15 protein-coding genes are annotated in these 25,996 nt (G+C 32.0%); 8 read left to right on the top strand and 7 right to left on the bottom strand.

Annotation, left to right across the window (positions count from 1 at the left end):
* Window positions 1-64: 64 nt before the first annotated feature.
* The 6 genes from DFQ06_RS17825 to DFQ06_RS17800 all read right to left on the bottom strand — a co-directional run bounded on the left by DFQ06_RS17825 (window position 65) and on the right by DFQ06_RS17800 (window position 9,459).
* Window positions 65-1,378 carry a DUF4302 domain-containing protein gene (locus DFQ06_RS17825; RefSeq protein ID WP_042505189.1) on the bottom strand — a complete coding sequence of 438 codons (1,314 nt, stop codon included), beginning with the start codon at window positions 1,376-1,378 and terminating at the stop codon, window positions 65-67.
* A 33-nt stretch (window positions 1,379-1,411) separates the two neighbouring features.
* On the bottom strand, window positions 1,412-2,359 hold the full coding sequence (locus tag DFQ06_RS17820; protein ID WP_042505190.1) for a substrate import-associated zinc metallohydrolase lipoprotein: 948 nt from the start codon (window positions 2,357-2,359) through the stop codon (window positions 1,412-1,414).
* 22 nt (window positions 2,360-2,381) lie between these two features.
* The gene (locus DFQ06_RS17815) at window positions 2,382-3,836 is read right to left on the bottom strand and encodes a RagB/SusD family nutrient uptake outer membrane protein (protein WP_133969190.1); all 1,455 of its coding nucleotides are present in this window, start codon (window positions 3,834-3,836) and stop codon (window positions 2,382-2,384) included.
* A 4-nt stretch (window positions 3,837-3,840) separates the two neighbouring features.
* Window positions 3,841-7,506 carry a SusC/RagA family TonB-linked outer membrane protein gene (locus tag DFQ06_RS17810; protein ID WP_133969188.1) on the bottom strand — a complete coding sequence of 1,222 codons (3,666 nt, stop codon included), beginning with the start codon at window positions 7,504-7,506 and terminating at the stop codon, window positions 3,841-3,843.
* 89 nt (window positions 7,507-7,595) lie between these two features.
* A complete protein-coding gene (locus tag DFQ06_RS17805; protein WP_133969186.1) occupies window positions 7,596-8,789 on the bottom strand; it encodes a FecR family protein in 1,194 nt (397 codons plus the stop codon).
* A gap of 142 nt (window positions 8,790-8,931) precedes the next feature.
* Window positions 8,932-9,459: an RNA polymerase sigma factor gene (locus tag DFQ06_RS17800; RefSeq protein ID WP_262481204.1), complete on the bottom strand. Its 528-nt coding sequence runs from the start codon at window positions 9,457-9,459 to the stop codon at window positions 8,932-8,934.
* Between the two features lie 726 nt (window positions 9,460-10,185).
* Here DFQ06_RS17800 and DFQ06_RS17795 point away from each other — a divergent pair.
* The 7 genes from DFQ06_RS17795 (at window position 10,186) to DFQ06_RS17765 (ending at window position 21,600) form a co-directional block, all read left to right on the top strand.
* Window positions 10,186-13,518, top strand: coding sequence for a SusC/RagA family TonB-linked outer membrane protein (locus DFQ06_RS17795; RefSeq protein ID WP_083415824.1), 3,333 nt, complete (start codon window positions 10,186-10,188; stop codon window positions 13,516-13,518).
* A 26-nt stretch (window positions 13,519-13,544) separates the two neighbouring features.
* Window positions 13,545-15,110 carry a RagB/SusD family nutrient uptake outer membrane protein gene (locus DFQ06_RS17790; protein WP_042505200.1) on the top strand — a complete coding sequence of 522 codons (1,566 nt, stop codon included), beginning with the start codon at window positions 13,545-13,547 and terminating at the stop codon, window positions 15,108-15,110.
* A 111-nt stretch (window positions 15,111-15,221) separates the two neighbouring features.
* A complete protein-coding gene (locus tag DFQ06_RS17785) occupies window positions 15,222-16,019 on the top strand; it encodes a zinc-binding metallopeptidase (RefSeq protein ID WP_159140103.1) in 798 nt (265 codons plus the stop codon).
* Between the two features lie 5 nt (window positions 16,020-16,024).
* Window positions 16,025-17,254 carry a DUF4302 domain-containing protein gene (locus DFQ06_RS17780; RefSeq protein WP_133969182.1) on the top strand — a complete coding sequence of 410 codons (1,230 nt, stop codon included), beginning with the start codon at window positions 16,025-16,027 and terminating at the stop codon, window positions 17,252-17,254.
* 146 nt (window positions 17,255-17,400) lie between these two features.
* Window positions 17,401-17,988 (top strand): ribonuclease HII, encoded by a 588-nt coding sequence (locus DFQ06_RS17775; protein ID WP_133969180.1) that lies wholly within the window; start codon window positions 17,401-17,403, stop codon window positions 17,986-17,988.
* Between the two features lie 84 nt (window positions 17,989-18,072).
* Window positions 18,073-20,502 carry a ribonuclease HII gene (locus tag DFQ06_RS17770; RefSeq protein WP_133969178.1) on the top strand — a complete coding sequence of 810 codons (2,430 nt, stop codon included), beginning with the start codon at window positions 18,073-18,075 and terminating at the stop codon, window positions 20,500-20,502.
* Window positions 20,503-20,550: 48 nt separating this feature from the next.
* Window positions 20,551-21,600 (top strand): nucleoid-associated protein, encoded by a 1,050-nt coding sequence (locus DFQ06_RS17765; RefSeq protein WP_042499174.1) that lies wholly within the window; start codon window positions 20,551-20,553, stop codon window positions 21,598-21,600.
* Between the two features lie 87 nt (window positions 21,601-21,687).
* Here the strand turns inward: DFQ06_RS17765 and argS are convergent, their stop codons facing one another.
* A complete protein-coding gene (gene argS / locus DFQ06_RS17760; protein WP_042505206.1) occupies window positions 21,688-23,463 on the bottom strand; it encodes an arginine--tRNA ligase in 1,776 nt (591 codons plus the stop codon).
* 460 nt (window positions 23,464-23,923) lie between these two features.
* On the opposite strand from argS, the gene DFQ06_RS17755 reads away from it, so the two are divergent.
* Window positions 23,924-25,996, top strand: a complete 2,073-nt coding sequence (locus tag DFQ06_RS17755) for a tetratricopeptide repeat-containing sensor histidine kinase (protein WP_133969176.1) — start codon at window positions 23,924-23,926, stop codon at window positions 25,994-25,996.

The following is a 25,996-nucleotide window of genomic DNA, read 5'->3' as shown; positions in this document are numbered from 1 at the left end:
AAAAGCCAACTTCTAAAAACTTAGAAGTTGGCTTTTTAACACGCATATTATTTATGTTAAAAAATTAAGACCCCCATTGATAATAATTAATAGCATATTTAGTATTATCACCATTAATCATCGTTACTGTAGGATTAGTATAAGTAGAAAAGGTTCCATCATATTTCATATAAAAACCAGAAGCACTTGTTACAATAGCATCTACAAGTTCAACTACTGTTGCACCTCTACTATCTGCATTACCACTCTGCCCTGTAACCTCAAAATACATTTTACCATCAACAATTTGACGTTCTAAATAGTAATTCATACTGTAACTTGAACTTCCGCTTAAGTACTGTATAGAAAGATAAGGATCTCCTGTTGCATCTGGCAATATATTGTATAAGTAAAATCTATAAATAGTTCTACCACCATTAGCATTAGTGAAATCTTCCTGAGTTTTGGCGTAAAGATCATTAAATGCAGTACTCGATCTTTCTGTATCTACATAATTATATCTCAAATTTGCATAACCAGCAAATGCAGGTGTTGCTAGTGGTAAACCTGGTATATTATCATACAAGATTACTAAACCTTGATCTATGTTTTCATAAACATTATCTGTTTCATTATATTCGAAACTAATTAAGCTAGTACCATTAACATCAATTGGTTTCAAAAAACTAAAACCTGTTGCCGTAATCGCAATGGGAGCACTTACAGATATTGTAACATCTTCTTTTATATAACTTATAGTTGCAAGCCTTGATGAATTATTATAATCAAAAGTAGCTATAACTTCATCATTCAATAAAATATTTCTAAATACAGACTCTGTTCCATCTCCTTCAATTTGTTCAGCAGACTCATAAACTTGATCAAAATTAATACTATCGGCAGCGGCTGGCCTTAAGGTAAAAATAGTAATATCATCACCATAATCTAATTTACTTTCAAGTACTATCTCTTCACTAGTAGCAGAAAGAATATTAAATACAAACTCACCTTGATTACTATTATCATTTAAAGAAAATATTTCATGAAAAACTGCGTAAGTTTCTAAAACTAATTCAATTTTTAATGTTTTGTCTAATCTATAAGTTATGGTATTATCTTGACCACCTGTTTCATAATCTGAATTAATTTTAACATTACCATTTTCATCAAAATCCATAACCATAGTATATGCCCCAAATGAGTTATTTGGGGAGTAAACACCAACCCATCCATTTTCTGGCTTGGTTAAAATTTCTTGATAATTTGCTATAAACTCGTCTGTTCTCTCTTTTATCGACTGCTCGAATAATGGTTCAACATCATTATCTGTACAACCTAAGGCAAAAAGAAGCAGAAGGAGTAAATTTAATTTTGTAATAAGATTAAATATATTTTTCATTATTATATTTTTATTATGTTAGTTATAATTTAATTAATCTGGAATTGCTCCATTTTCCACTACATTATCCAATCGCTCTTGAATAATATCTCTAACCTCTAATAAATCAATGTTAAAATTGTCTTTATAGTAACCTACTACTAACTCTACTTTTTTTTGAATTAATTGACGTCCTTCATTAAGTTCTCTACAATTTATAATTTCATCTAGATCTGTTAATGACGAGCAATCTTGTTGTGTAATAAAATCTTCATCGAATGTTTCTTTATCTACAACTAATAAATGCGATACAATTTCGCAAAAGTCTTCAAACTCACTTGAAGTTGCGTAATTTCTAACCATTCCCAATTTAATCGCATCATCACGACTTACACCGTTGGACCAGTTTTGTCCTAAATATTTTTCAGAAATAGTATTAAATCCAACAGGCATACCATAAGTTTGATGTACTATATGAGAAAATTCATGATGAACTGTTGACAAAATCCCTCCTCCTGGGTTCGCTAGCCAAGTTCGATTAGAGAAATCTAAACTATTCAAATTCAACAAGGTAACACGAGCTCCTGCTTCAGCATACCCTAAAAGTCTAGATCCATCATCTTTATATATATAAGACCCAATATAAACTAACTCTGCAGGAAATAAATCTTGAATTAATTTATCTCCACCTTCTCCAGACGACGAATAAGGCTCGATCCACAAATGACGGACCAATTGTGTGGATGGAATTACCAATTCCGCATTGATAGGTGTAGCTCTTTGTGATGGATCTATAAAATTATCATTCCACCTCCAACGTGTAGCTGTTTTAAATTCTTCAAACAAACTTTCTCCATTGTTATCGTATAAATAAAGATCGTTTGGATGTGTTAACGCTCCAGATTCAGGCTGTACATATACCGCATTACTATCTTCAGATGTGCACTGAATACTAAATATTGCTAGTATTATAACAGCAAAATATTTAATTGTATTTTTCATTGTTCTCATTTTTTTTTTATAATTAGTAACCTGGGTTTTCCTCAATACCATTAGCAATTGCTTTAGCCGGTAACTGCTCAGCTTTTCTTAAATCGTCACCAGCCAATGTAACATCAGTTACAACATTACCGTCTCCATCTGTTGAAACAACATGATACACTTCCAGTCCTAAACGCTTAATATCAAACCATCTTAACCCTTCTCTAAGAAATTCTTTTCTACGTTCAGATATTACCAAACTAAACATGGCATCTTTCTCAGTACCTCCATAATATGCAGCTACCTCTCCTAAGGTTAGTTGCCCACCGTTACTATACCTCAAAGGAGACATAGTGTTGTAATCATTTAAAGCATCTTCCAATCTATTTTCCATAATATAGGCCTCCATTCTGTTTAAAAGCACCTCTTCACTACGCAACTCTGGCATAATAAAGTAAGCAAACCCCGTTGTAGATGTTGTATATTCGAAGAGCTCCGTGTACTTAGGTGGAGTTCTTGCAGATGATGATGAAAAACCATAACCTAAATCACGAAAATCAGAAGATCCTTGTGGATTATCTTGGTCATAAATTTCAGTGAGAAGAGCACTATTTGCCTGAAATCCCCTAGTATATCTAGTAACAGCGAAACTTTCTTTTCTTACCACTAACAAGTTACTTGGCTTTGATACGTCTATAAAATTATTTGCAATTTGAACAGAACCAGTACCTGTAAAAACTTCATCCATATCACGTATATAGTTTATACTCACTACGCCCTCCCCTAAAAGTTTATTGGAATATTCTATACATTTTACGTAATCTCCTTTAAACAAATAAAAACGAGAAGCAAAAGCGTAAGCTGCACTTTTATTAAAGTGATACTTTCCTGTTCCTACATAATAATCATCAGATATTAAAGGCAGTCCTTCTAATAAATCTTTTTCAATTAAATTGTATGTTTCCTCTAAAGTCCCCCTTTCATAAGAAACACTTAATTCTGTTTCTGGAGCCGTAATGTAAGGAATACCTAAAGCACTTTTATTTGCTTCACTATAATGTAATGCGAATATATTAGCTAACATAAAGTGGTTATAAGCTCTAGAAACTAAGGCTTCTCCTTTTAATGAATTTCTAAAATCGTCATCACCTCCATCTATTTCAGATAAACCAACTAACGCTTGATTAGCATGAGCAATTGCATTATAAGTATTATCCCAAAAATAAGTAGGCGTATCTTGTTGCTCGCTAGATACTACGGGTACGTAAGTATAATTTTCGGTCATCCAAGGGTATTGAGTGTTTTGAATAATATACGTTGCGTTATCTGATTTCGCTTCAACAAAATTATAAGTTGCTCGAGAATAGGCAGAAACCAATAACTCTGAAACATCATCTAAAGTCTTTACTTCCTGCCTATTATCTGGAACCTCATCTAAATAAGAATCACACGAAAAAAATGAAACTAGAGTAAATAGTATTATAAATCTTTTCTTCATAGCATTAAAAATTAAAATTAAGAGTAAAGGTGTATGTTTTTGTTAATGGTAAAGAAACACCACCCGATTGAAAAAACTCTGGATCTACACCATTCAATTTATCATCGGAATAAATTAACCAAAGGTTATGAGCAGATAAGCTCATTGATGCAGATTTCATCCAAGTTTTATCTATAAAACTATTAGGGAATCTATAGGTAAGTTTTACGTTTTTAAGCCTCACAAAATCCCCATCTGCAACTCGAATATCACTTTTATTATATAAATCAAAAGGGTTTAATCCTTGAGATCTTAATGCCTCAACTGCAGTAGCTGAAAGTATGGCAGGGATATTAGTAACATTTTCATCACCTGGCAATGTCCATCTATTGATTAAGTCGCCCGACTGAGAACTAAAATCATCATATAACCTAGCAGAACCATCACTTAAACGCACATCATATAAATCGTCCAAACGGATTTTATTACCACCTCTATATGAAAAACCAAAATTAAGATCTAAATTTTTATAAGAAATAGTATTATTGAAACCTCCAAAGAAGGTAGGTTCCGTTTGCCCTTCATAAGTAACATAATCTAATACATCTTCTCTTTCTTGCAAGTTTAAATATTGAATAACACCTCCATCTTTATCGTAAAATGTTGGTATACCGTTAGCATCTAATCCTGCAAAAGGAATTGAAAATAGCGAGCCAGCGGAATATCCTACAAAGTTACCGCCATTTCTACTGATAGCATCGCCAATACGATCTCGAGATTGCCAATTTGTAATCTCACTTTTAGAATAACTATAATTGAAATTTGAAGTCCATCTAAAATCTTCTGTTTCAAAATTGGTTGTTCTTAAAGTAAACTCAAAACCATTACGGTCTAGCTCGCCAATATTACCTAATTTTCGTCCTTCACCACCAACACCGTTAGTTTCTACAAAACCTATTAAATCTTCAGATTTTCTTCTATAATATTCAAATTCAATTCCTAATCGATTATTCAAAAATGCTGTTTCTAAACCAATATTCCATTCGTATAATTTCTCAAATGTTAATTCTGAATTTTCCAATTGGTTGATAACTAAAGCTATTTCTCTTTCCGATGCTTGCGGACGTAAAGGCTCATCTCCACTTACAATTAAACCCGCACTAGCATCATAAGGATTAGATCCTGATAAACCATAAGTAGACTTAAGTTTTAATAGGTTTACCCAATCTACATTATCCATGAATGATTCTTGATGGATATTCCAAGCTCCACTAACATTCCATGTTGGTAAGTAACGTGCTGTTTTAGAATTACCTGTTCTATTGTCTCCATCATACCTAAAAGTACCGTTAACAATATATTTTCCTTTTAAAGCATATGCTCCCGTTGCAAATGTACCCCAAGCTCTATTTCTAGTTTCATTAACTTCGAAATAATCATCACCTCTAGAATCTAGGAATCTTATAAAATTAGGATCACTTAACACAAGACCTCCTTTATCAAATAAATATCCCCACCCTTCGGCATATTCTTTAGTTCTATCACTAGATCGTACTTCTTGACCAACAAGAACATCTACTTGATGGTTGTCTCCAAATCGCGTTGAGTAATTAAGAGTATTACGCATAAAATAATTTACAAGCGTGTTATTAGTTGTATTTCTAAAACCACCATTAGGCAATACTGTGTAAGGATCTAATTCGGGAGCATCAGGGTCATCAAATAAGAAAATATTACTATTAACTAATAATGGATCATCCGCTCTATATGCTGCTGCATTATTAGAGTTTTCATGCACAGTTTGTACTGCTCTACTTCCATACCATCTACCTTGTAAAACGGTATTAAAAGTAAAATCTTCATTAATTTCCCAATTAAAACTAGTTTGTAAAGACAAATCTGTTAAATCTAAGTCTACATAATTATTTTCTACTTCATGTAAAATGTTAAACGGCGCCCAGTTTCTTCTGTAATATTGTAAATCCCCACTTTCATCATAAGGCGTCATGCTTCTACTGGTATACAAAGCAAAATTAAATGGATTAATATCAAAATTTCTTTCAAAAACTCCAGAAAGCGCATCAAATGTTCGATCTTGAGAAGCGGCAACCCTTTGATCTCTAACATTACCAGTTAATTTAAACCCAACACTTATATTATCAGCAATTTTAAAATCGGCATTTAAATTTGCCGTTAGATTTTTAGCATCATCGGCTATAGTTTGTCCCTCATCATCCATATAGCTAATAGATGCTCTATATTTAGATTTTTCGGTACCAGAACTAATACTTAAACTATTTGTTTTAACAAATGAATTTTTAAATAACACATCAAACCAATCGGTATTTGCATCGGCATAACGTTGCAAATAATCGTAATTAGGCGTTCCTCCTGGGCCCCAATTGATTTCGTTATTTCTTATTTTGTAAAACATATCAGAAAACACTCCGTGATTTCTAGCTGTATTAGAGTTAGCTATATCAATCCATCCCTTTTCGTAAAGTTCTTGGTTAATCGCCATTTCATCTCCAGAACTTAATATATTAAATTGACCGTAAGTTGGTTTTGTTCTTGTTGTTAAACTGCTAGAAAAATTAATTCTTGGAGTTCCTGTTTCTCCTCTTTTAGTCGTAATAACAATTACACCATTCAAAGCCCTCACCCCGTATTGCGCCGTTGCAGAAGCATCCTTTAATACTGTAAAAGATTCAATATCGTTAGGTCCAATTCCTGCTGTAGACGAGCTTAAAATAGTTTCTAAATTCCCTGTGGTTATATCCTGATTTGATAATTCTACAGCATCTTCTAAAACAACGCCATCAATAACCCATAAAGGTTTATTAATACCATTAATTGATGAGTTACCTCTAATTCTAATTACTGGAGCCGTCCCAAAAGTTCCAGATGCATTTTCAATCTCCACACCAGCTACTTGGCCTTGTAAAGCTCTTGCAACATCTGGAACTCCTTCAAGTTTCACATCTTCTAATTTAACGGTAGATGCAGAACCTGTAAATAGTTTTCTATCAATTTTTTGATATCCGGTAACCACTACAGCATCTAGGCTTTCAACATCTTCTGACATCACAACATCGATAGTATCTGAAGCGCCGACAGTGATAAATTTTGTTTCCAAACCAATGAAGCTCATTTTAAGAACTTCACCTTTTTCCGCCTTTATAGCATAATTACCATCAAAATCAGAGACAACACCTCGATTAGTACCATCGACAACAATAGTTACTCCTGCAACAGGAACCCCGTTTGCATCTGTAATAGTTCCTGAAATTGTTCTTGACTGAAATTTAACGATAGACACTTGTTCCTTTTTATCCAAAATAATCTGGCGCTCGTTAATAGAGTAACTAAATATATCTGTATTTAAAACTCTTTCTAAAACTTTGTTTATCGTTTTATCTTTAATTTTAACATCACCTAGTTCTTTTCTTAACTCAGGTAAAACTTCATCTTTATAAATAAAAACAAATTCGCTTTGGTTTTCAATAGTTTTAATTACATTCATTAATGTAGCATTCTGAATCTCTATTTTCAATTTGGCGTTTTGAGAATAGGAATTTGAGAAAGAATAAAATGTAAACAGAAGTAAAAAGAAACTGAGCCCCTTCATAATAAATAGAGTTTTATTCCTGAAATCCAATAAGGCGTTACAAGAATTTTGATTTTTTTTCATAAGTTTGATTGTTTTTAATTAAGCATAAATAAGCTGTTAGTTTAACAGTTTTCTATTCAGAGAATGTTGGCGCATTCTCTGTTTTTTTTTTATTTTATAATGTATTTATCATCTATTAATTCTATTTTAAATTTTGTTATGAACATTAAATTTTGAAGTGTTTTTTCTATCTTATCATTTAAATCTAATTTCCCGCTTATTTTTATTTTATAAATATCCAATTTTTCATCCAGCACAATGTCTATGTTATAAAAACGCTCAATCTTTCTAATTATATTTATCACAGATTCACTTTCAAAATATAAAAGCCCTGATGTCCATAAGGTGTAATTATCGGTATCGACATTTTTCACCTCGACATTACCATTCTTTTTAGACCATGTAGCCAATTGACCTGGCTTTAAAACTGTTTTTTTATTGTTAAAAAAACCTTTTTCCACTACATTAACCTTACCTTCTGTTAAAGCTGTAAAGATGCAGCCGTCTGCAGGGTATGCTGACACATTAAATTTGGTACCTAAGACTTCAACCGAAAAATTCTCTTCCATTGTTTTCACAATAAACGGACGTTCTTTATTAGGTTTAACTTCAAAAAAAGCTTCACCTGATAAAACGACAGTACGTTCTCTTAAAAGAAATTTTTCGGGAAAAATAAATTTTGTTCCTGCGTTAAGATGCACAACAGATCCATCGGATAAAGTTATCTTACTACGTTGTCCATAAGGCACCAATAATTTATTATAAGTTTCTTTTTCTTTTTCTTCGGTTACACTAGTTATAGTGTCATTAGCATTCACAACAACTTTACCCGAGCTAGTATATTTAATTTCAGACTCCTTTTTATTTATTAAAAGTGGTTCTCCTGATTTAAATACTAGTTGCGTATGTGTTAACGAATCCAAAGACATCATGTCTAAATTTTTGACTAGAGTAGGATTTTGTTGACTAAACATGTTTTTAAAAAAAAGACCTACCCCCAGCAGAACCAACAACATGGCCGCATATTTAAAATATTTTTTAAATAAATTAAATTCTGTAGATGTTTTTTTAGACGACATCATTTTATCCAAAATCTTCCCCAGCATTTCCTTTTTTTCTGCTTCCGTTAGATTTAAATCGTTTGTTTTTATCGCTAACAAAACTTCTTTTAAGTCTGAAATTACCTGTTGCTCTTGAGGATTATTTAAAATGTAGGTTTCCCAAAAAACATCACTTTCATGCGTTGGCTTGTATATCCAATCTATAAAAAAGCTGTCTTCAAGATATTTAGAATAAGGTTTCATAATTTAGGTCTATATTCACATAGGGCTCAAAACTTTATTTTTGTGGACACTTTTTTTAAGTTTTTTTTTAATAAAGCCTTCTTTTTATGAAATTATAGACTTGAAAAGAATATCAGAGGCACTAAATTAATGAAGAAATTAATTAGCTTAACCGAGGATATAACATAAAGAATATGATATTGGTATGCACATTAAAAACAGGATTTTCTCGTATTTTTTTGATAGCTCGATAAACTTGTTTACGTACAGAATTATGATCTATACCAATTATTTCAGAAATCTCAATATAGCTAAAGCCTTTTGTGAACTTTAGATACAATATTTCCTGTTGCTTAAACGTAAGCTCTTTCATTACTTGCGTAATAATTTTTTTGTTACGTTTATCAATTTCTTTATCGATAGTTGCATGCTCAACATTATACTCAGTAACAAAATCCATGGTGCTCAATGCACTAAAATCGTCTGTTTTCCTTTCTTTTTTAAGCTTTTTAAATATATTTCGTTTGAGAGCTCTAAATAAATAAAAATTAATATTATTTGGTCTAGAGAGTTTTTCCCTGTGTTCATAAACATCTAAAAAAACATCTTGAATAGAATCTTTAACAAAATCTCTATCCGGTTTCAATCGCATACCGTAAGAAAATAAAGAATCGATGTGTAGACTGTAAATAGATGAAAAAGCACTCTTATCACCTCTTACAAATTTAGACCATATTTCTTCTTCCTTTTCTATTTTAGATTGATGTTTAATGATGATGATTATTTACTAATGTGAAATTTACATGCCGTATATTGGATATTAGTAAAACTTTATTAATCCTGATTTTTATAAAAAATAATTGAAGTTTTAAATTTTATAAAACACAATTCATTTTACGATTAAAAAAAGAATTGACAGTTTCACTAACAAAAACAAACCTCTTAATTTAATACTAAAGAAACAAACAAATTCAAATAATTAACGATACATCATTCACCATTTTATGATTTTACTTAAATTATATCCTTATTTTTATATTTTTTAATAAAATAAAACAACTAAAATTTCAAAATTAATGATTATTCAATAATCACAAAAGACAATCTGTTATAAAAAATTGTACGAATTTTTATTCAAAAAAAATATATAACAATAAAACTCTAGTAGAGTTTTTCATTCCTTTTTTTATCCAATTTTCACAACTAACACACCATTTAAACGAGACAAAAACGAGATACCTACCTGGAAATACATTATTCTCAAAAAAACACAAAAAAATACCGATTTAACACCATTACCATCATAAACCTATTAAAAAATCACCAAAATCAATATTTCTCTATTTTTATCACACCAATAAACCCGTTATTAACATAAATTTAATATTATTGCAACACTAATTCAAATCAATTATAAATGAAATTAAAAACTACCTTAATTTTTACGCTTTTCCTGGTGTCTTTTATGCAGATGTCTTTTGCACAAAAGAAAACGGTATCAGGAACGGTTTCTGATGCTAGTGGAGTACTTCCCGGTGTATCGGTTATCTTAAAAAACACTGCAACTGGAGTTACATCCGATTTTGACGGAGTATATGCCATCTCGGCAAAACCCGGAGACGTGCTGGTATTTAGATACCTTGGCATGGAAACCATTGAAAAAACAGTAACACAAGGAAACACAATTAATGTCGTTCTAAAAGAAAGTTCTGAAAGTCTAGACGAAATTGTAATTACAGGAATTACAACAACAGATAAACGTTTGTTTACTGGTGCTGCTTCCTCGGTTAAAGCAACCGAAATCAAATTAGCTGGTACGCCAGATATTAGTAGATCACTAGAAGGTAGATCTGCAGGTGTTACTGTGCAAAATGTCTCCGGAACTTTTGGTGCAGCACCAAAAATTAGAATTAGAGGTGCTACTTCTATTTATGGAAGTTCAAGACCGTTATGGGTAATTGACGGTGTTATTATTGAAGATATCGTAGAAATTACAGCAGATGATTTATCGTCTGGTGATGCTACAACATTAATAAGTTCTGCTATAGCAGGATTAAACCCTGAAGACATTGACACTTTTGATGTATTAAAAGATGGTTCTGCAACTTCAATCTATGGTGCACGTGCTAAAGGTGGGGTTATTGTTATAACAACAAAACGAGGTAAAGCAGGCGTAAGCAGAATTAACTATAGCGTTGAATCTACGTTTAGAACAATTCCTTCTTACAACGACTTTAATGTTATGAATTCTCAAGATCAAATGTCTGTTTATGAAGAAATGAGAAGATCTGGTTGGTTAAATCCTGCAGATGTATCAACAGCTGCTAGTTCTGGTGTTTACGGAAAACTTTACAACTCATTTTATGATGTTGACTCAAGTGGAAATTTTGCTGTAAAAAACGATGCCTCTGGTGTTGCAGAATTTTTAAGAATGGCAGAATACAGAAACACAAACTGGTTTAAACAATTATTTGATGTTAGCTTAATGCAAAACCATTCTATTAGTATGTCTTCTGGTACAGAGAAATCTACTTATTATGGATCGGTAAGTGCTTTATTAGATCCGGGATGGACAAAAGCTAGTAACGTAAATAGATACACAGCTAACTTTAATTCTTCATACAAATTATCTGATAAATTAGAGTTAAATACTATTAGTAATGTGTCTTTTAGAAATCAAAAAGCTCCAGGTACTTTAGCACAAGAAACAGATGTTGTTACTGGTGAGGTTCGAAGAGATTTTGACATCAACCCTTACTCTTTTGCAATTAACTCTTCAAGAACATTAGATCCAAATCAATCTTATATTGCTAATTATACAGATTTCAATATTCTAGATGAATTGGAAGAGAATTACATCGATTTAAAATCGACTGATTTAAGATTTCAGGCTCAATTAAAATACAAGCCTACTAAAAAAACTGAGATTAGTGTTTTAGGTGCTTTAAAATACCAAACGTCAACTCAAGAGCATCACTCTACAGAGTTTTCTAATCAAGCAAATGCATATAGAGCTGGTATTTACCCAGAAAACGCGACTATTAGAGATGCTAATCCATTTTTATACACAGATCCAGACGACACCTCTGCAACACCTATTAGCGTGTTACCAGAAGGAGGTATTTATAGAAAAACAGATTATGAATCTTTAGGATACGATTTAACTTCTACATTTTCTTACAAGAATGTATTTAACAACATTCATACTGTAAACTTCTATTCTGGTATGCAATTAAATTCTATAGATAGAAGCAGAACTAATTTTACAGGTTGGGGATTACAATATTCATTAGGAGAAATTCCTTTTTATGGATATGAATTATTCAAAAAACAAGTTGAAGAAAACTCTCTATACTACGGTTTAAATAACACAAAAAATAGAGGTGTTGCATTCTTTTCTAATGCTACATATTCTTGGAAAAGACGTTACACTATAAATGGTACTGTTCGTTATGAAGGAACAAATAGATTAGGAAAATCTACAAAATCTAGATGGCTTCCAACTTGGAATATATCTGGTGCATGGAATGCTCATGAAGAAGATTTCTTTGAGGCTTTAAATCCTGTTTTATCTAACTTCACAGTTAGAGCATCGTACAGTTTAACTGCAGATAGCGGACCTTTTGATGTTACAAACTCAGCCGTTGATATTAGAAGTGTAAACCCGTGGAGACCTAGTTCTGGTGTAAGAGAAAGTGGTTTAACCATTGAATCTTTAGAAAACAGCGACTTAACTTACGAAAAGAAAAATGAGATTAATATTGGTTTTGATGCTGGCTTTATAGACAACAGAATAAATGTAGGTTTCGATTGGTACACAAGAGATAACTATGATTTAATAGGTATTGTAAACACCCAAGGTATCGGTGGTGAAGCAACAAAATTTGGTAACGTAGCTTCTATGACTTCTCAAGGACTTGAGCTATCGATTTCATCTACCAATATAAAAACTGATAATTTTTCTTGGAGAACAAACTTCATCTACTCTAAAACAACCAATGAGGTTACTGAATTAGAAAACAGATCTAGAGTAATTGATTTAATTACAGGAAATGGTTTTGCAAGAACAGGATACCCTGTAAGGTCTATATTTTCAATTCCATTTGAAGGATTAAACTCTGAAGGATTACCTACATTTACTAATGAAAACGGTGAAACCACTGTAAGCGATATTTACTTTCAAGAAAGAGATAATATTGACTTTTTAGAATACTCAGGTTCTGCTGACCCTACAGATATTGGAGGTTTAGGGAATACATTTACTTATAAAGGTTTTAGCTTAAATGTTTTTGCTTCCTACTCTTTTGGTAATGTAGTGAGACTTAACCCTATCTTTAATGATGAGTATACAGACTTAACTGCTTTTCCTAGAGAATTTGAAAACAGATGGGTAACTCCTGGTGATGAAAACTTTACAGATATACCTAGAATTGCTTCTGCAAGACAAGTTGACAATTATGGTGGTAGTGAGTTAGACATTGCTTATAATGCTTACAACTACTCCACTGCTAGAATAGCGAAGGGAGATTTTATTAGACTTAAGCAAGTAACTTTAGGCTATCAATTTGACCAAAGTTTAATCGAAAAACTAAAAATTAGCAGCTTATCTATGAGTGTAAATGCTACCAACTTGTTCTTACTTTATTCTGATAAAAAATTAAACGGTCAAGATCCTGAATTTTTCAACTCAGGTGGTGTTGCTTCACCATTAGCAAAACAAATTACCTTTTCACTTAGATTAGGTCTATAATAAAATAACGAAAACATATTAAGATAATGAAAAATATTAAAATACTATTTCAGGCTTTGCTTTTGTCGCTGTTTGTGGTGTCTTGTAATGATTTCTTAGATGAATTACCAGATAATAGAGCAGAACTTGACAATGCTACAAAGATTAGAAAGCTGTTAGTATCCGCATATCCAGAATCTACACATGCTTTGTACACAGAGCTATCTTCAGATAATGTCGATGATGCAGGTACAAGCAATCCTTACGGAGAAAGAATCGATAGCCAAATGGCATACTGGGAAGATGTTACTGAAACTAGTAACGATGATCCACTTGGAGCCTGGGAAAGTGCTTATTTAGCTATAGCACATGCCAATCAAGCTTTAGCAGCTATAGAAGAACTAGGCACTCCAGACAATCTTTTGCCTGAAAAAGGAGAAGCATTAGTAGCTAGAGCTTACGGTCACTTTGTACTAGTAAATGTGTTCTGTAAACATTATAACGAACAATCAAGCATAACCGATTTAGGAGTTCCTTTTCTAGAAGATCCGGAAACAACCTTGAATCCTTCTTACGAAAGAGGAACTGTAGCCGAAGTTTATGAAAAAATAAATGCCGATATTGAAAATGGACTACCTTTAATTGACGATTCTATTTACGATGTACCGTCTTATCATTTTAATGTGAGAGCAGCTAATGCCTTCGCTGCAAGATTTAATTTATACTACCAAAAATGGCAAAAAGCAAAAGATTATGCTACTGCTGCACTTGGTTCTAATCCTGCAAACGCATTAAGAGATTGGGATGCTTTAGGTAACTTACCAAGAACGACCACCGTAGTAACCAATGCATATATAGAAGATAACAGTAATTTATTAGTACAAGCTTATACTTCAAGTATGGGAGTTGTATTTGGCGCTTACTATTCTGGAGCTCGTTTTAACCATAGCCGTAAAATAGCAGATGAGCAAACCTCTCTTGCTCCTTTACCATGGAATCCAACATCTAGTTTATCTACATTTGCACATAAATTTCGTCCTTTTAACTATTCTGCAACAAATTTAGATAAATCGTTACTTTACAAAATACCTTACAGGTTTGAGTATACAGATCCTGTTGCACAAATTGGATATAGCAAAACCATTTTAGTACCTTTCACTACAGATGAAACTCTTTTGGTAAGAGCTGAAGCAAATATTATGCTTGGCTTGTTTGATGCTGGACTAGATGACATTAATACTTGGAGTACTAATTTTTACGCAAACCCAGGAACTGTAACCTTAGCAGATGTAAATAGTTTTTACAACAGCCTAGATTATTCTTCTGGAACGAACATTACTCAAAAGAAAGAATTAAACCCTAAATTTACAGTTACCGCTGGTGATCAAGAAAACTTGATACACTATGTACTGCAATGCAGGCGTGTACTTACTTTACACGAAGGTTTAAGATGGTTTGATATTAAACGTTATGGTATTCCAGTTTCTCGTTTTTTAATTGGTTTAAATAACGCAATAAGTGTTAATGCAGAATTGGAAGCTGATGATCCCCGTAAAGCACTACAAATACCTCAAGATGTTGTTAGTGCTGGTATTACTCCAAACCCAAGATAAAAAGTAATTTTAAAATATATAAATATGAAAAAAATAAATTTTTTAATACTCCTTATATTTTCATCTGTCATTTTCAATTCATGTGAAAACACAGATGCATTAGATAGAAATGTGAGCGTAGTAAATGGAGATGATGGTGAAAAAAATAAATTTGACCTCTATCTTGATAGAGAATATGTAGACCCATACAATATCAGTTTTTTATACAAATTACCAGATATCGAAACCAATTTCAATCACACATTGGTACCTGCGACTCTAGAAAACTCAATTAAGATGTCTAACCTAGTTAAATACTTATGTTTAGAACCTTATGATGCTGTTGCACCAGAATTTTTTATGAAAAAATTCTTTCCTAAACAATTATTAATGGTTGGCTCTGCTGCTTATCAAAATAATGGTACTAGAATTATTGGTACAGCCGAAGGTGGTTTAAAAATTTCTTTATTTGAAATCAACAACTTAGATGTAACTAATATTGAAACATTAAATGCTCTTTATTTCAGAACTATTTATCACGAGTTTTCTCATATATTACATCAAAACGTTGATTTCTCTTCTGATTTTGATGCCATCACTGAAACAACTTACGTAGGTGATTCATGGAATGAAAGCTGGACAGCTGCTAACCCATCTAACGCCGCTGGTTATATTAGTAACTACGCAAGTAAAGAAGCAACTGAAGATTTTGTTGAGTTAATTGCTCATTATATAACAAGTTCTACCTCTACATGGGATGACATAATAGCGGCGGCTGGTGATACAGGTGGTCCAATTATTACTCAAAAAATGGAACTTGTAAAAAAATATCTTCAAACAACTTGGTCAATAAACATTGATGATTTACGTGATGAAATCCAAACAAGATCTGCGAACTTAAATGATCAAGATTTAGATAACATAAACTAAGAAATATGAAAACAATTATAAATAAATTTAAATTTTGCACACTAATCCTTTTGGTTGCATTTTCTTGCACCGAAATTGGTGATGATCCTGCATTTGATACTTCAGCCTCTGAAAGATCTTCAGAAGCTGTAACTGAAATTAAAGCAACATTAACAGAACCTACTGAGGGTTGGATATTTGAATACTACCCACATGATTTACAAATATATGGTGGTTACAATTACATTTTATCTTTTGACGATAACAACATGGTAGATGTATATTCAGAACGCCAAGCTGACTTCTCTATCCCAGAGACCTCTAGCTATGATATACTATCTATAGGAGGACCTGTTTTAACCTTTGACACTTACAACTCTGTGATGCATGAGTTTTCTACACCATCGGCTGCGGAATACCAGGCAAAAGGTGGAGACCATGAGTTTATCTTATCTCATACTGATGTTGAAGACGTTTTGAATGCTAGAGGGACTGTTTCTGACAATAATTTAAAATTAATTAAATTAACAGAATCACCTCAATCTTACTTAACAAAAGTAAAAGAGATTGTCGATTATTTAGATGGAGCTGTTTATATAATGTCTACAGACGGGGAAATAACACAAATTCCTGTATCAAATCGTAACATTACATTCCCTGGTGAGGATCTTGAAGAAGACACGGTAGTAGCTTTTATTTATACTGACACAGGTATAAAGCTATACGAAACTACCACTATTAATGGAAATGAAGTGACTGAATTCACGCTAGACAAAGATGCTAATCAATTAATTTCTTTAGATGGCAGTACAGTTTTAGACATTGTATTCCCTCCTCTTAATACAAGTCAAAATTGGATAATTAATGTTATTGGCGCTGGTGAAGTTTCTGACACCTTTTTTAATACTTTTGTTAATATTTATAATAACAATGGCGCTATATATGGAGAAACGTTGTCTACAGATATAGAATTTGGGAATACAATAACACCTACTGGCATCCAGTTCTATTCATCTGGATATTACGCAGAATATAACGTTACATTCCCTTTACTTTTTAGTAATCCCGAATTATTGTCTATAGCTAGAAAAGGTGCAGGCTTCAACTGGCAGTGGTATGGACATTTAGATCCTCTAATAACACTAATTGTGGATAATGAACCCTACGAAGTAGAAGGCACACCTGCTGATGACCCTACAGTCGTTAAATTAACTAGTACAGTAGATCCAGACGTTTGGTTTACTATTAGAAAATAAACTGTATATAAAACTAACGTTTATCAGTATCGCTAATAAACCTAAAAAAAGCCCAAGGTTAAAATTTAACCTTGGGCTTTTTCTATATCTACAAAATTATCACTACTCATCTTGAATCTTTATTGGCTTTATTCTATTTTAGCCATATGCTTTTAAACACCCACTCAAACATACTCCTAGAATGTGGCACAGACGAAGCTGGACGAGGCTGTTTAGCCGGACCAGTTACCGCTGCCGCAGTTATCTTGCCTAAAAATTTTAAAAACATCATCTTAAACGATTCCAAGCAGCTTAGTGAGAAAAAGCGTGATATTTTAAAACCTATTATTGAGGCACAAGCATTAACCTTTGGAGTCTCCCACGTTTTTCAAGAAGAAATTGACCATATAAATATATTAAACGCATCAATTTTAGCGATGCATAAATCTATTCAGCAACTAGAACCACAGCCAGAATTTATTATTGTAGATGGTAACAGGTTTAAACCTTTTAAAGACATCCCTTTTGAAACCATTATTAAAGGTGATGGTAAGTACTTAAGCATTGCTGCAGCATCTATTTTAGCAAAAACATATAGAGATCTATATATGAATAAAATTCATGAAGAGTTCCCTATGTATAATTGGAAACAAAACAAAGGTTATCCTACTAAAGAGCATCGACGTGCTATAGCAGAATTTGGCATTACAAAATACCATAGAAAATCGTTTAGACTTTTGCCCGAAGCAGTTTAAACCTTATCTAGCTACACTAGTAATTAATACTTTTTTAATATTATAAAACCGAAAAATCGTAGGTTTGTAAAAATTAATTTATTCATGCGTTTTCTTTCAATAATTCTTTTATTATTTATCACTTTAAGCTGTTCCAATACTAAAAAAAAACGGACTGGCTTAATCGATTTTATACCTAAAAACAGTGCCGTTGTTTTAAAGGCTAGAAACATTGAAAGTCTGCAAAGCACTATAAGCAATAGCGAACTCATTCAGCAGTTTTCCAAAGCTAATATCTATCAGAATTTAGAGACCCAATTCGCAAATTTAGATATTTTAAAATCAAATAGCCCACTACTAATTTGCTTTTCAAAAACAAAAGAAGATAGTTTAAACTACACCCTAATTACAAAATACCACGATAGTCTATTTGTTACAGATTCTCTAAAAAATTATAAAGAAGAATCTTTTCCTTTTAAAAAGAGTACCATTATAAAAAGTACGCTTAACAAAAACGTTTTTTACAGCGCAATTATAGATAGTATATTTATAGCGTCCTCTTCTAAAAAAACAATAGAATTAGCTTCTACTCCAGTTAGCATCGACAACGAAAAACAAAAGATTTACAAAAGTACAGACAAGGAAAATCTATCTGTAATAATCGATACTAAAGCCAACGTTATAAGTTCAATTTTTATTGAAGATTCTATCCCATTAAAAACATTTACAAATTATTTGGCCTTAGATATAGACGCGAGCCAAAACACTTTAAAATTTAATGGAATTACTAAAGCCACCGATTCTGCAAAAAGTTTAGTAAATATTTTTAAAAACACCATTCCGCAGGTTAACACAATTCAACATATTACACCTTCGAATAGTGATGCCTTTATGAGCTTCACTTTTAACGATTTTAAAGTATTAAAACATAATCTAGCTCTTTTTAGAGAAAAAGACACTATAACGAGCACTACTAATCTTTTTGATGACGTTATCGAAATTGGTGTTATTTATGAAGATGAAAAACGAGCTATCGTTTTAAATTCAACAGATATAATAGCTACTAAAGATGCTTTACTTGCAGAACAAAATATAGAAGAAACCTATAGAGATATTTCTATTTATAACTTTAGTAATTCTAGCCTATTTCTTGAAACATTCTCACCTTTAATTTCTTCAAACCAAGCTAAATTATATTGTGTTCTAGATCAGTTTTTTGTTTTTGCAGCAGATTTAGAAATGCTTCAGAACATTATCTCTAACTATCAAAACAAAACAACTTTAGGCTCTCGAAATTATTTCAAAGATGTTCAGGAAGAATTAAGCGATGCTGCTTCAATTTTAATGATAACCAATTCAAATAGCTTAGAAACAATTATAAATAAAAACCTAACAGAAACGCCTAGCTTAACCTTAGAAGCATACAAAACATCGGCACTTCAATTTATATACGACACTAATTTTTCGCATGTAAATGCTATCATAAAAAAGAATAAAACGAAGGCCGTAGAACAATCTATTTCCGAAGAATTCAACATCAAGCTAGATGCCGATTTACTAAACACTCCACAATTTGTAACCAACCATATTACAAAGCAAAAAGATATTGTAGTTCAAGATATTGAGAATAACCTATACTTAATTTCTAACAGTGGAAAAATACAGTGGAAAAAACAGTTACAAGGTCCTGTTTTAGGTAAAATTGAACAAATTGACATCTATAAAAATGGCAGACTACAACTTGTCTTTGCTACACCAAACCGTGTTTATATTTTAGACCGAAAAGGCAAAGATGTTTCTTCCTTCCCTTTAAAATTCAGCGATGCTATTACACAGCCACTTTCTGTTTTTGATTATGATAACAACAAAAAATATCGTCTTTTAGTAACTCAAGGTAAAAACGTTTTAATGTACGATGCTAAAGGAAAAATTGTAAAAGGATTTACCTTTAAAGCAGCCAACAACACTATTATTTCGCAACCACAACACTTTAGAATTGGGAATAAAGATTATATTACCATAACAACCGAAAACAAACTTTTAATATTAGATCGTGTTGGAAAAACCAGAGTAACACCGAAAACTACACTTTCGTTTTCAAGCAAACCTATTTATATATACCTCAGTAAATTTACAACTACCACCAATAAAGGCGATTTAATAAGTATTGATACAAAAGGTAATGTTACTACCCAAAACCTCAATTTATCTAGCAAAAATAACATCGCTACTACAAGTAAAACATTAGTATATCAATCGGAAAACAAATTAACTATTAGAAATAAAACCATAAATTTAGATTATGGAAATTATGCCGATGCCGAAATATTTATTCTAAACAATAAAATTTACGTTTCCATTACCGACTTACAGTCGCAAAAAACGTATTTGTTCGATAGCCAAGCCAAGTTGCTACCAAATTTCCCGGTGTATGCCAACTCTAAAATAGACTTAGCAAATAGTGATAAAGACAAAAACCTAGAGTTTATTACTAAAGGAGACTCTAATTCGGTTTTACTTTATCAAATTAATTAATCTATTCTTTTAGTTTAAACTCAAACTACTCTACTTAAAAAAACGCAAATGATTACAAGAAAAAATGCCGAAATATCAAAATTCATAATTCATAAAGTTGGTAATAAATTTAACGATACTAAAAATGCATTTTCCGACAACCTCGTTGAATTTGATGAAGCTAGTTACGAGCTGATGCTCCCTTTTCTCCTTCGTCCTTTTGGCAGTGTTGTACAAAGTTACCGTTTTAACCACCATGCCAATATTACACTAAACGAAATAAACAGCTACTCGGCTCAAATGTTTAATGATGAAGAGGCTTTTGTTGAAGTTTCTAAACACATTGTCACGCACCTATACGAGCAATCCAGTTCTGCACAGATAAAAACAGGTGATGTTTTAATTGTGATGTTTGAAGGCATCGAATTTAGAGATATTACCACAAATGCTATTGGTATTTTTAAAATTGAAAGCAAGGTAAATTTTTTTCAAACGTATTTAGAAAACAATAGTTATGATGTTTTGGTACAAAACGGAATAAGTTCTAAAAAGGTAGATAAGGGTTGTTTAATTTTAAATCAATCTGATGGTGAAGGCAATATTATTTTAAGTGTAGATAATAATAGTTATGATGCTGCTTATTGGTTAAATCACTTTTTAAATATTAAGTATGCTGATGATGCTAACAACCATACACAACAATATATAGAACTATTAAAAGACTTTTCTACCGATGTTTTAAAACCTAATTATGGAGCTAAAGAGCAAAACACTTTTTTAGCTAAATCGATAGATTTTTTTAAAGAAAATGAAATTGTAAACATCGAGCGTTTTAAAGACGAATTGTTCGAAGAGGATAAACACAAAAAAGAATTCGACTCTTACAAAAAAGAGTTTGAAGGTGAACAAAGCTACATTATTAGAAATCAATTTGATGTTGCAGAGGCTGTTGTTACCAAAGAAAAAAGAAAGATTAAAACTGATATAAAGTTAGATACCAACATCCAAATTAAACTCGATATTGATGCGCCCGATGCCTCGGAAGAATATTTAGAACGTGGTTATGATGAGGAAAAGAAAATGCACTACTACAAAGTGTTTTTTAATGAAGAAGCTTAGCAAGTAAGCAATTATCAAAAACAAAAAAATCGGCTTTCCTATAAAGAAAAGCCGATTTTTTTTAATCTATATTATTAAACCATGGTCCTACATACGCTCAGGAACTTGAATTCCTAATAATGAAAAAGCATTTTTTATAGTGTTTGCAACCGTGTTTGATAATTGTACTCTTAATTGTTTTTCAACATCGTTATCTGCTCCTAAAATAGATACATTTTGGTAGAATGAATTAAACTCCTTAACCAAATCGTAAGTATAATTAGCTATTAAAGCAGGACTATGTTGTTCTGCCGCATTTTGTACAACTTCTGGAAATAATTGAAGTTGCTTTATTAGTTCTTTTTCTTTTGGGTGTAAATCCGTGCTTTTTAAATCTGAATTTTCTATCTCTGCCTTTCTTAAAATAGATTGAATTCGAGCATAAGTATATTGAATAAAAGGCCCTGTGTTTCCTTGGAAATCGATAGATTCTTTAGGATCAAACAGAATACGTTTTTTAGGATCCACTTTTAAAATATGGTATTTTAAGGCGCCTAAACCAATTGTTTTATAAAGTTCTTGTTTCTCTTCGTCAGAGTAACCGTCAAGTTTTCCTAATTCTTCAGAAATTTCTCCAGCTGTTTTAGCCATTTCTTCAACCAAATCATCAGCATCAACAACAGTTCCTTCACGACTTTTCATTTTTCCGCTAGGTAAATCTACCATACCATAACTTAAATGGTACAGGTTTTTAGCCCAATCGAACCCGAGTTTCTTCAGAATTAAAAACAACACTTTAAAGTGATAATCTTGCTCGTTTCCTACGGTGTAAACCATACCGCCAACATCAGGAAAATCTTTAATACGTTGTATGGCTGTACCTATATCTTGGGTCATGTAAACAGCAGTACCGTCCGATCGTTGTACAATTTTCTTATCAAGTCCGTCTTCTGTTAAATCACACCAAACCGATCCATCTTCTTCTTTAACAAAAACACCAGATTTCAAGCCTTGCTCAACAAACTCCTTTCCTAATAAATAAGTATTACTCTCATAATATAAAGTATCAAAATCTACTCCCAAATTCTTGTAAGTAACATTAAAACCATCGTAAACCCAACTATTCATTTCCTTCCAAAGCTTAACCACTTCCTCATCACCAGCTTCCCATTTCAAAAGCATATTTTGAGCTTCTAATAAAATAGGTGCATTTTTCTTAGCTTCTTCCTCAGAACTTCCTTTAGTAATTAAATCTTGAATTTCTTTTTTATACTCTTGGTCGAATTTTACATAATAGTTACCAACTAACTTATCTCCTTTCAACCCTGTAGATTCCGGTGTTTCTCCTTCGCCAAACTTCTGCCAAGCCAACATACTTTTACAAATATGTATACCACGATCGTTTATAATTTGAGTTTTATATACTTTTTTACCCGAAGCTTTTAAAATTTCGGCTACACTATAGCCTAACAAGTTATTTCTAACATGGCCTAAGTGCAATGGCTTATTTGTGTTAGGTGAAGAATACTCTACCATAACCGCCTTATCACCTGCCGTTGGAGCAACCAAACCATATGCAGATTCTTGTTTTATTTCATTAAAGAAATCGATAAAATAAGAATCGCTAATTTCAATATTTAAAAAGCCCTTAACGACATTAAAAGCTTTTACACTGCTAACATTATCTACTAAATAGTTTCCAATTGTTTCACCAATTTGAACTGGGTTTCCTTTTACAACACGTAGCATAGGAAAAACAACTACCGTAATATCTCCAGCAAATTCTTTTCTTGTTGCTTGAAATTCTACAGTGTCTAATTCTACTTTATATGAAGATAAAACAGCTTGTTTTACTTGATTTGATAAGGTTTCTTGAAGATTCATGTCTTGTAACTTTAAGTCTGCAAAGATAAAATTTTTATTTATGCCTAATTGTAAAAACTTGTCTTAATATATAAAAGTAAAAACGAACTCTTCTACACAAAAAAACAAACTTTATTTGTAGGCATAACCCTATGTTTTTAAAGGGATTACTGAGTAAAGGGTTCAAAAATAATTAGCTATCCAAATTGTATTTCATCAGTATTTATTGTCTTTTAACTATTCGTCGAATATTCGAAAAAACTTAAGTCGTATTTCATCTAATATATTGGCAATAAGCCCTAAAAATTAGATTATAAACATGCTTTTTATAAAATTAGCAACGTAATGCTATTACAACAAAAAATAAATTAATTTTTTATAACACCTAACTAACAGTTCTCTAGTAGCCAAAACAACTATAACCGCTCTCAATACTACACGGTTGTTTTATAGTTTAGCTTAAAAGTGATTGCGACGTTTTATGAGGAAAATAATCACGGCTTTTCTATTTTTTACTATGTTTCTTGGTTTTTCACAAACCAAAGAAATAGATAGTCTGTTTATTGAACTTGCTTTTCAAAAACAAGATTCCACCAAGGTTGTTCCCTATTTACATTTAATTAAATCGCTGTATGCTCTAAAGGAGTATGATAGAGGTATGAAATATGTTCAGGCTAGTGAAAAACTATCCTATTCTTTCAACTACCAAAAAGGTATTGCAGAAACTACATTTTACAAAGCCTTGTATTATGCCGAAAAGAACGACTACATCAATGCTATAAGTGGCTTTGCAAAAGCCAAAAACTTATTTATTGAACAACGCGACACTATTGCTGTTGCCAAAGTACACAACAGTATTGGCACACTAGAAAGTAGCCGCGGCAACTTTACTAAAGGTATAGAACATGCTTTGGCTGCAACAAAAACACTAGAAAACAGTGATTTAAAAGAAGAACTTAGCCTAGCATACAATACGTTAGCCGAAAGTTATTACCACACAAATGCACAAGATCTCGCTATAACCTACAACATAAAAGCTTTAGCTCTACAGGAACAATTAAAAGATTCTAGTGGAGTAAATAAAACGTACCAAAGACTTTCTGACCTTTATTATAAAAAGAAAGAACATAAAAAATCTATATTTTATTTTGAAAAGTTACTGAGTTTAAAAGGATATTCGGATACATTAAGAGCGTCCATATATCCTAAATTAGGTGGGGAGTATTTGGCGATTAAAAATTATGATAAGGCTACAAATTACCTAATAAAAGGCTACAACTTAAACAGAGCTAGTAACAACAAGCATAATTTACTTACTGTATTAAATAACCTTGGTGATTTAAACTTACAGAAAAACCGATTAAAGACAGCTAAAAACCAACTACTCGAAGCTGGAGAAATTGCAAAAAACTTAAATAATAAATCCGAATTACTTAAGCAATACAAGTTAATGAAAGCCGTAGACTCTACGCAACGGAATTTCTATAATGCTTTTATCTGGCAAGGTAAATATTATGAATTAAAAGCTGATTTACAGGCTCCTGTTGAAGTTGTGCAAGCTCCTGTAACAAGCCCAACTACGATAGACTTTGATTCTGAAGTTATTGATACATTGACATCGTCAAACTTAACACAAGACATTAAAAGTATTGACGAAAGTGCATCTGGTAGCCGATTAAAATTTAATCACTATAACTTCTATGTATATTTTTTAGTATCCGCACTTTGTATAGCTGTTCTAATCTTAATAGTTATTTACCTTAAAGGAAATAAAAATGCTAAAAGAGCAACAGAACTTGAAGAAAGAAATACTTTAGTTGAATTAGAAAATGCTGCATTACTAGAGGAAACACAAAACCTTGAGAATGTTATAAATGTGAAAGATAAATTATTCTCAATCATTTCTCACGATTTAAAAGATTCGCTATCGTCTATCACAGGTTTTATTAATTTACTAAAAGACGGTTCGTTAACAAAAGAAGAGTTCGATGCCTTAATACCAGAATTAAGTGAAAATGCCAATAACGCGTCACTACTTCTTTTTAATCTATTAAACTGGTCTAAGTCTCAAATGCAATCTTTAGAGCCTAAGCCAACTCTATTTGATGTTCAGGAAGTATTTAAAGACAAAGTGCAACTTATTGAACAAAGAATGGAAAAGAAAGGTATCACGCTAATGAATAATTCTCTTCGTGATTTCGCTTTCGCGGATAGAAGCATGTTTGAAATAGTAATACAAAACCTATTAGCCAATGCACTTAAATTCTGTAAAAAAGGTGATGTGATTAGTATTACCAACCATATAAATAATGGAAGTTGTATTGTGAGTATTGCTGATACTGGTATTGGAATTCCTGAAGAAAATATTAATAAACTCTTTAAAAGCACTCCGTTTACAACCTCTGGCACAAACAATGAAAAAGGCACAGGCTTAGGCTTACCTATTTGTAAAGAACTGGTTGAACTAAACAACGGTAAAATTTGGGTAGAAAGTATGGTAAACGTTGGTACAACATTTTACATACAGTTACCCAAATCGAAACCAGAAGAATAA

The organism is Algibacter lectus (assembly GCF_004368925.1).
Lineage (GTDB): Bacteria > Bacteroidota > Bacteroidia > Flavobacteriales > Flavobacteriaceae > Algibacter > Algibacter lectus.
The sequence above is the reverse complement of the archived record's forward strand: the minus strand, read 5'-3'. Positions and strand labels throughout refer to the sequence as shown.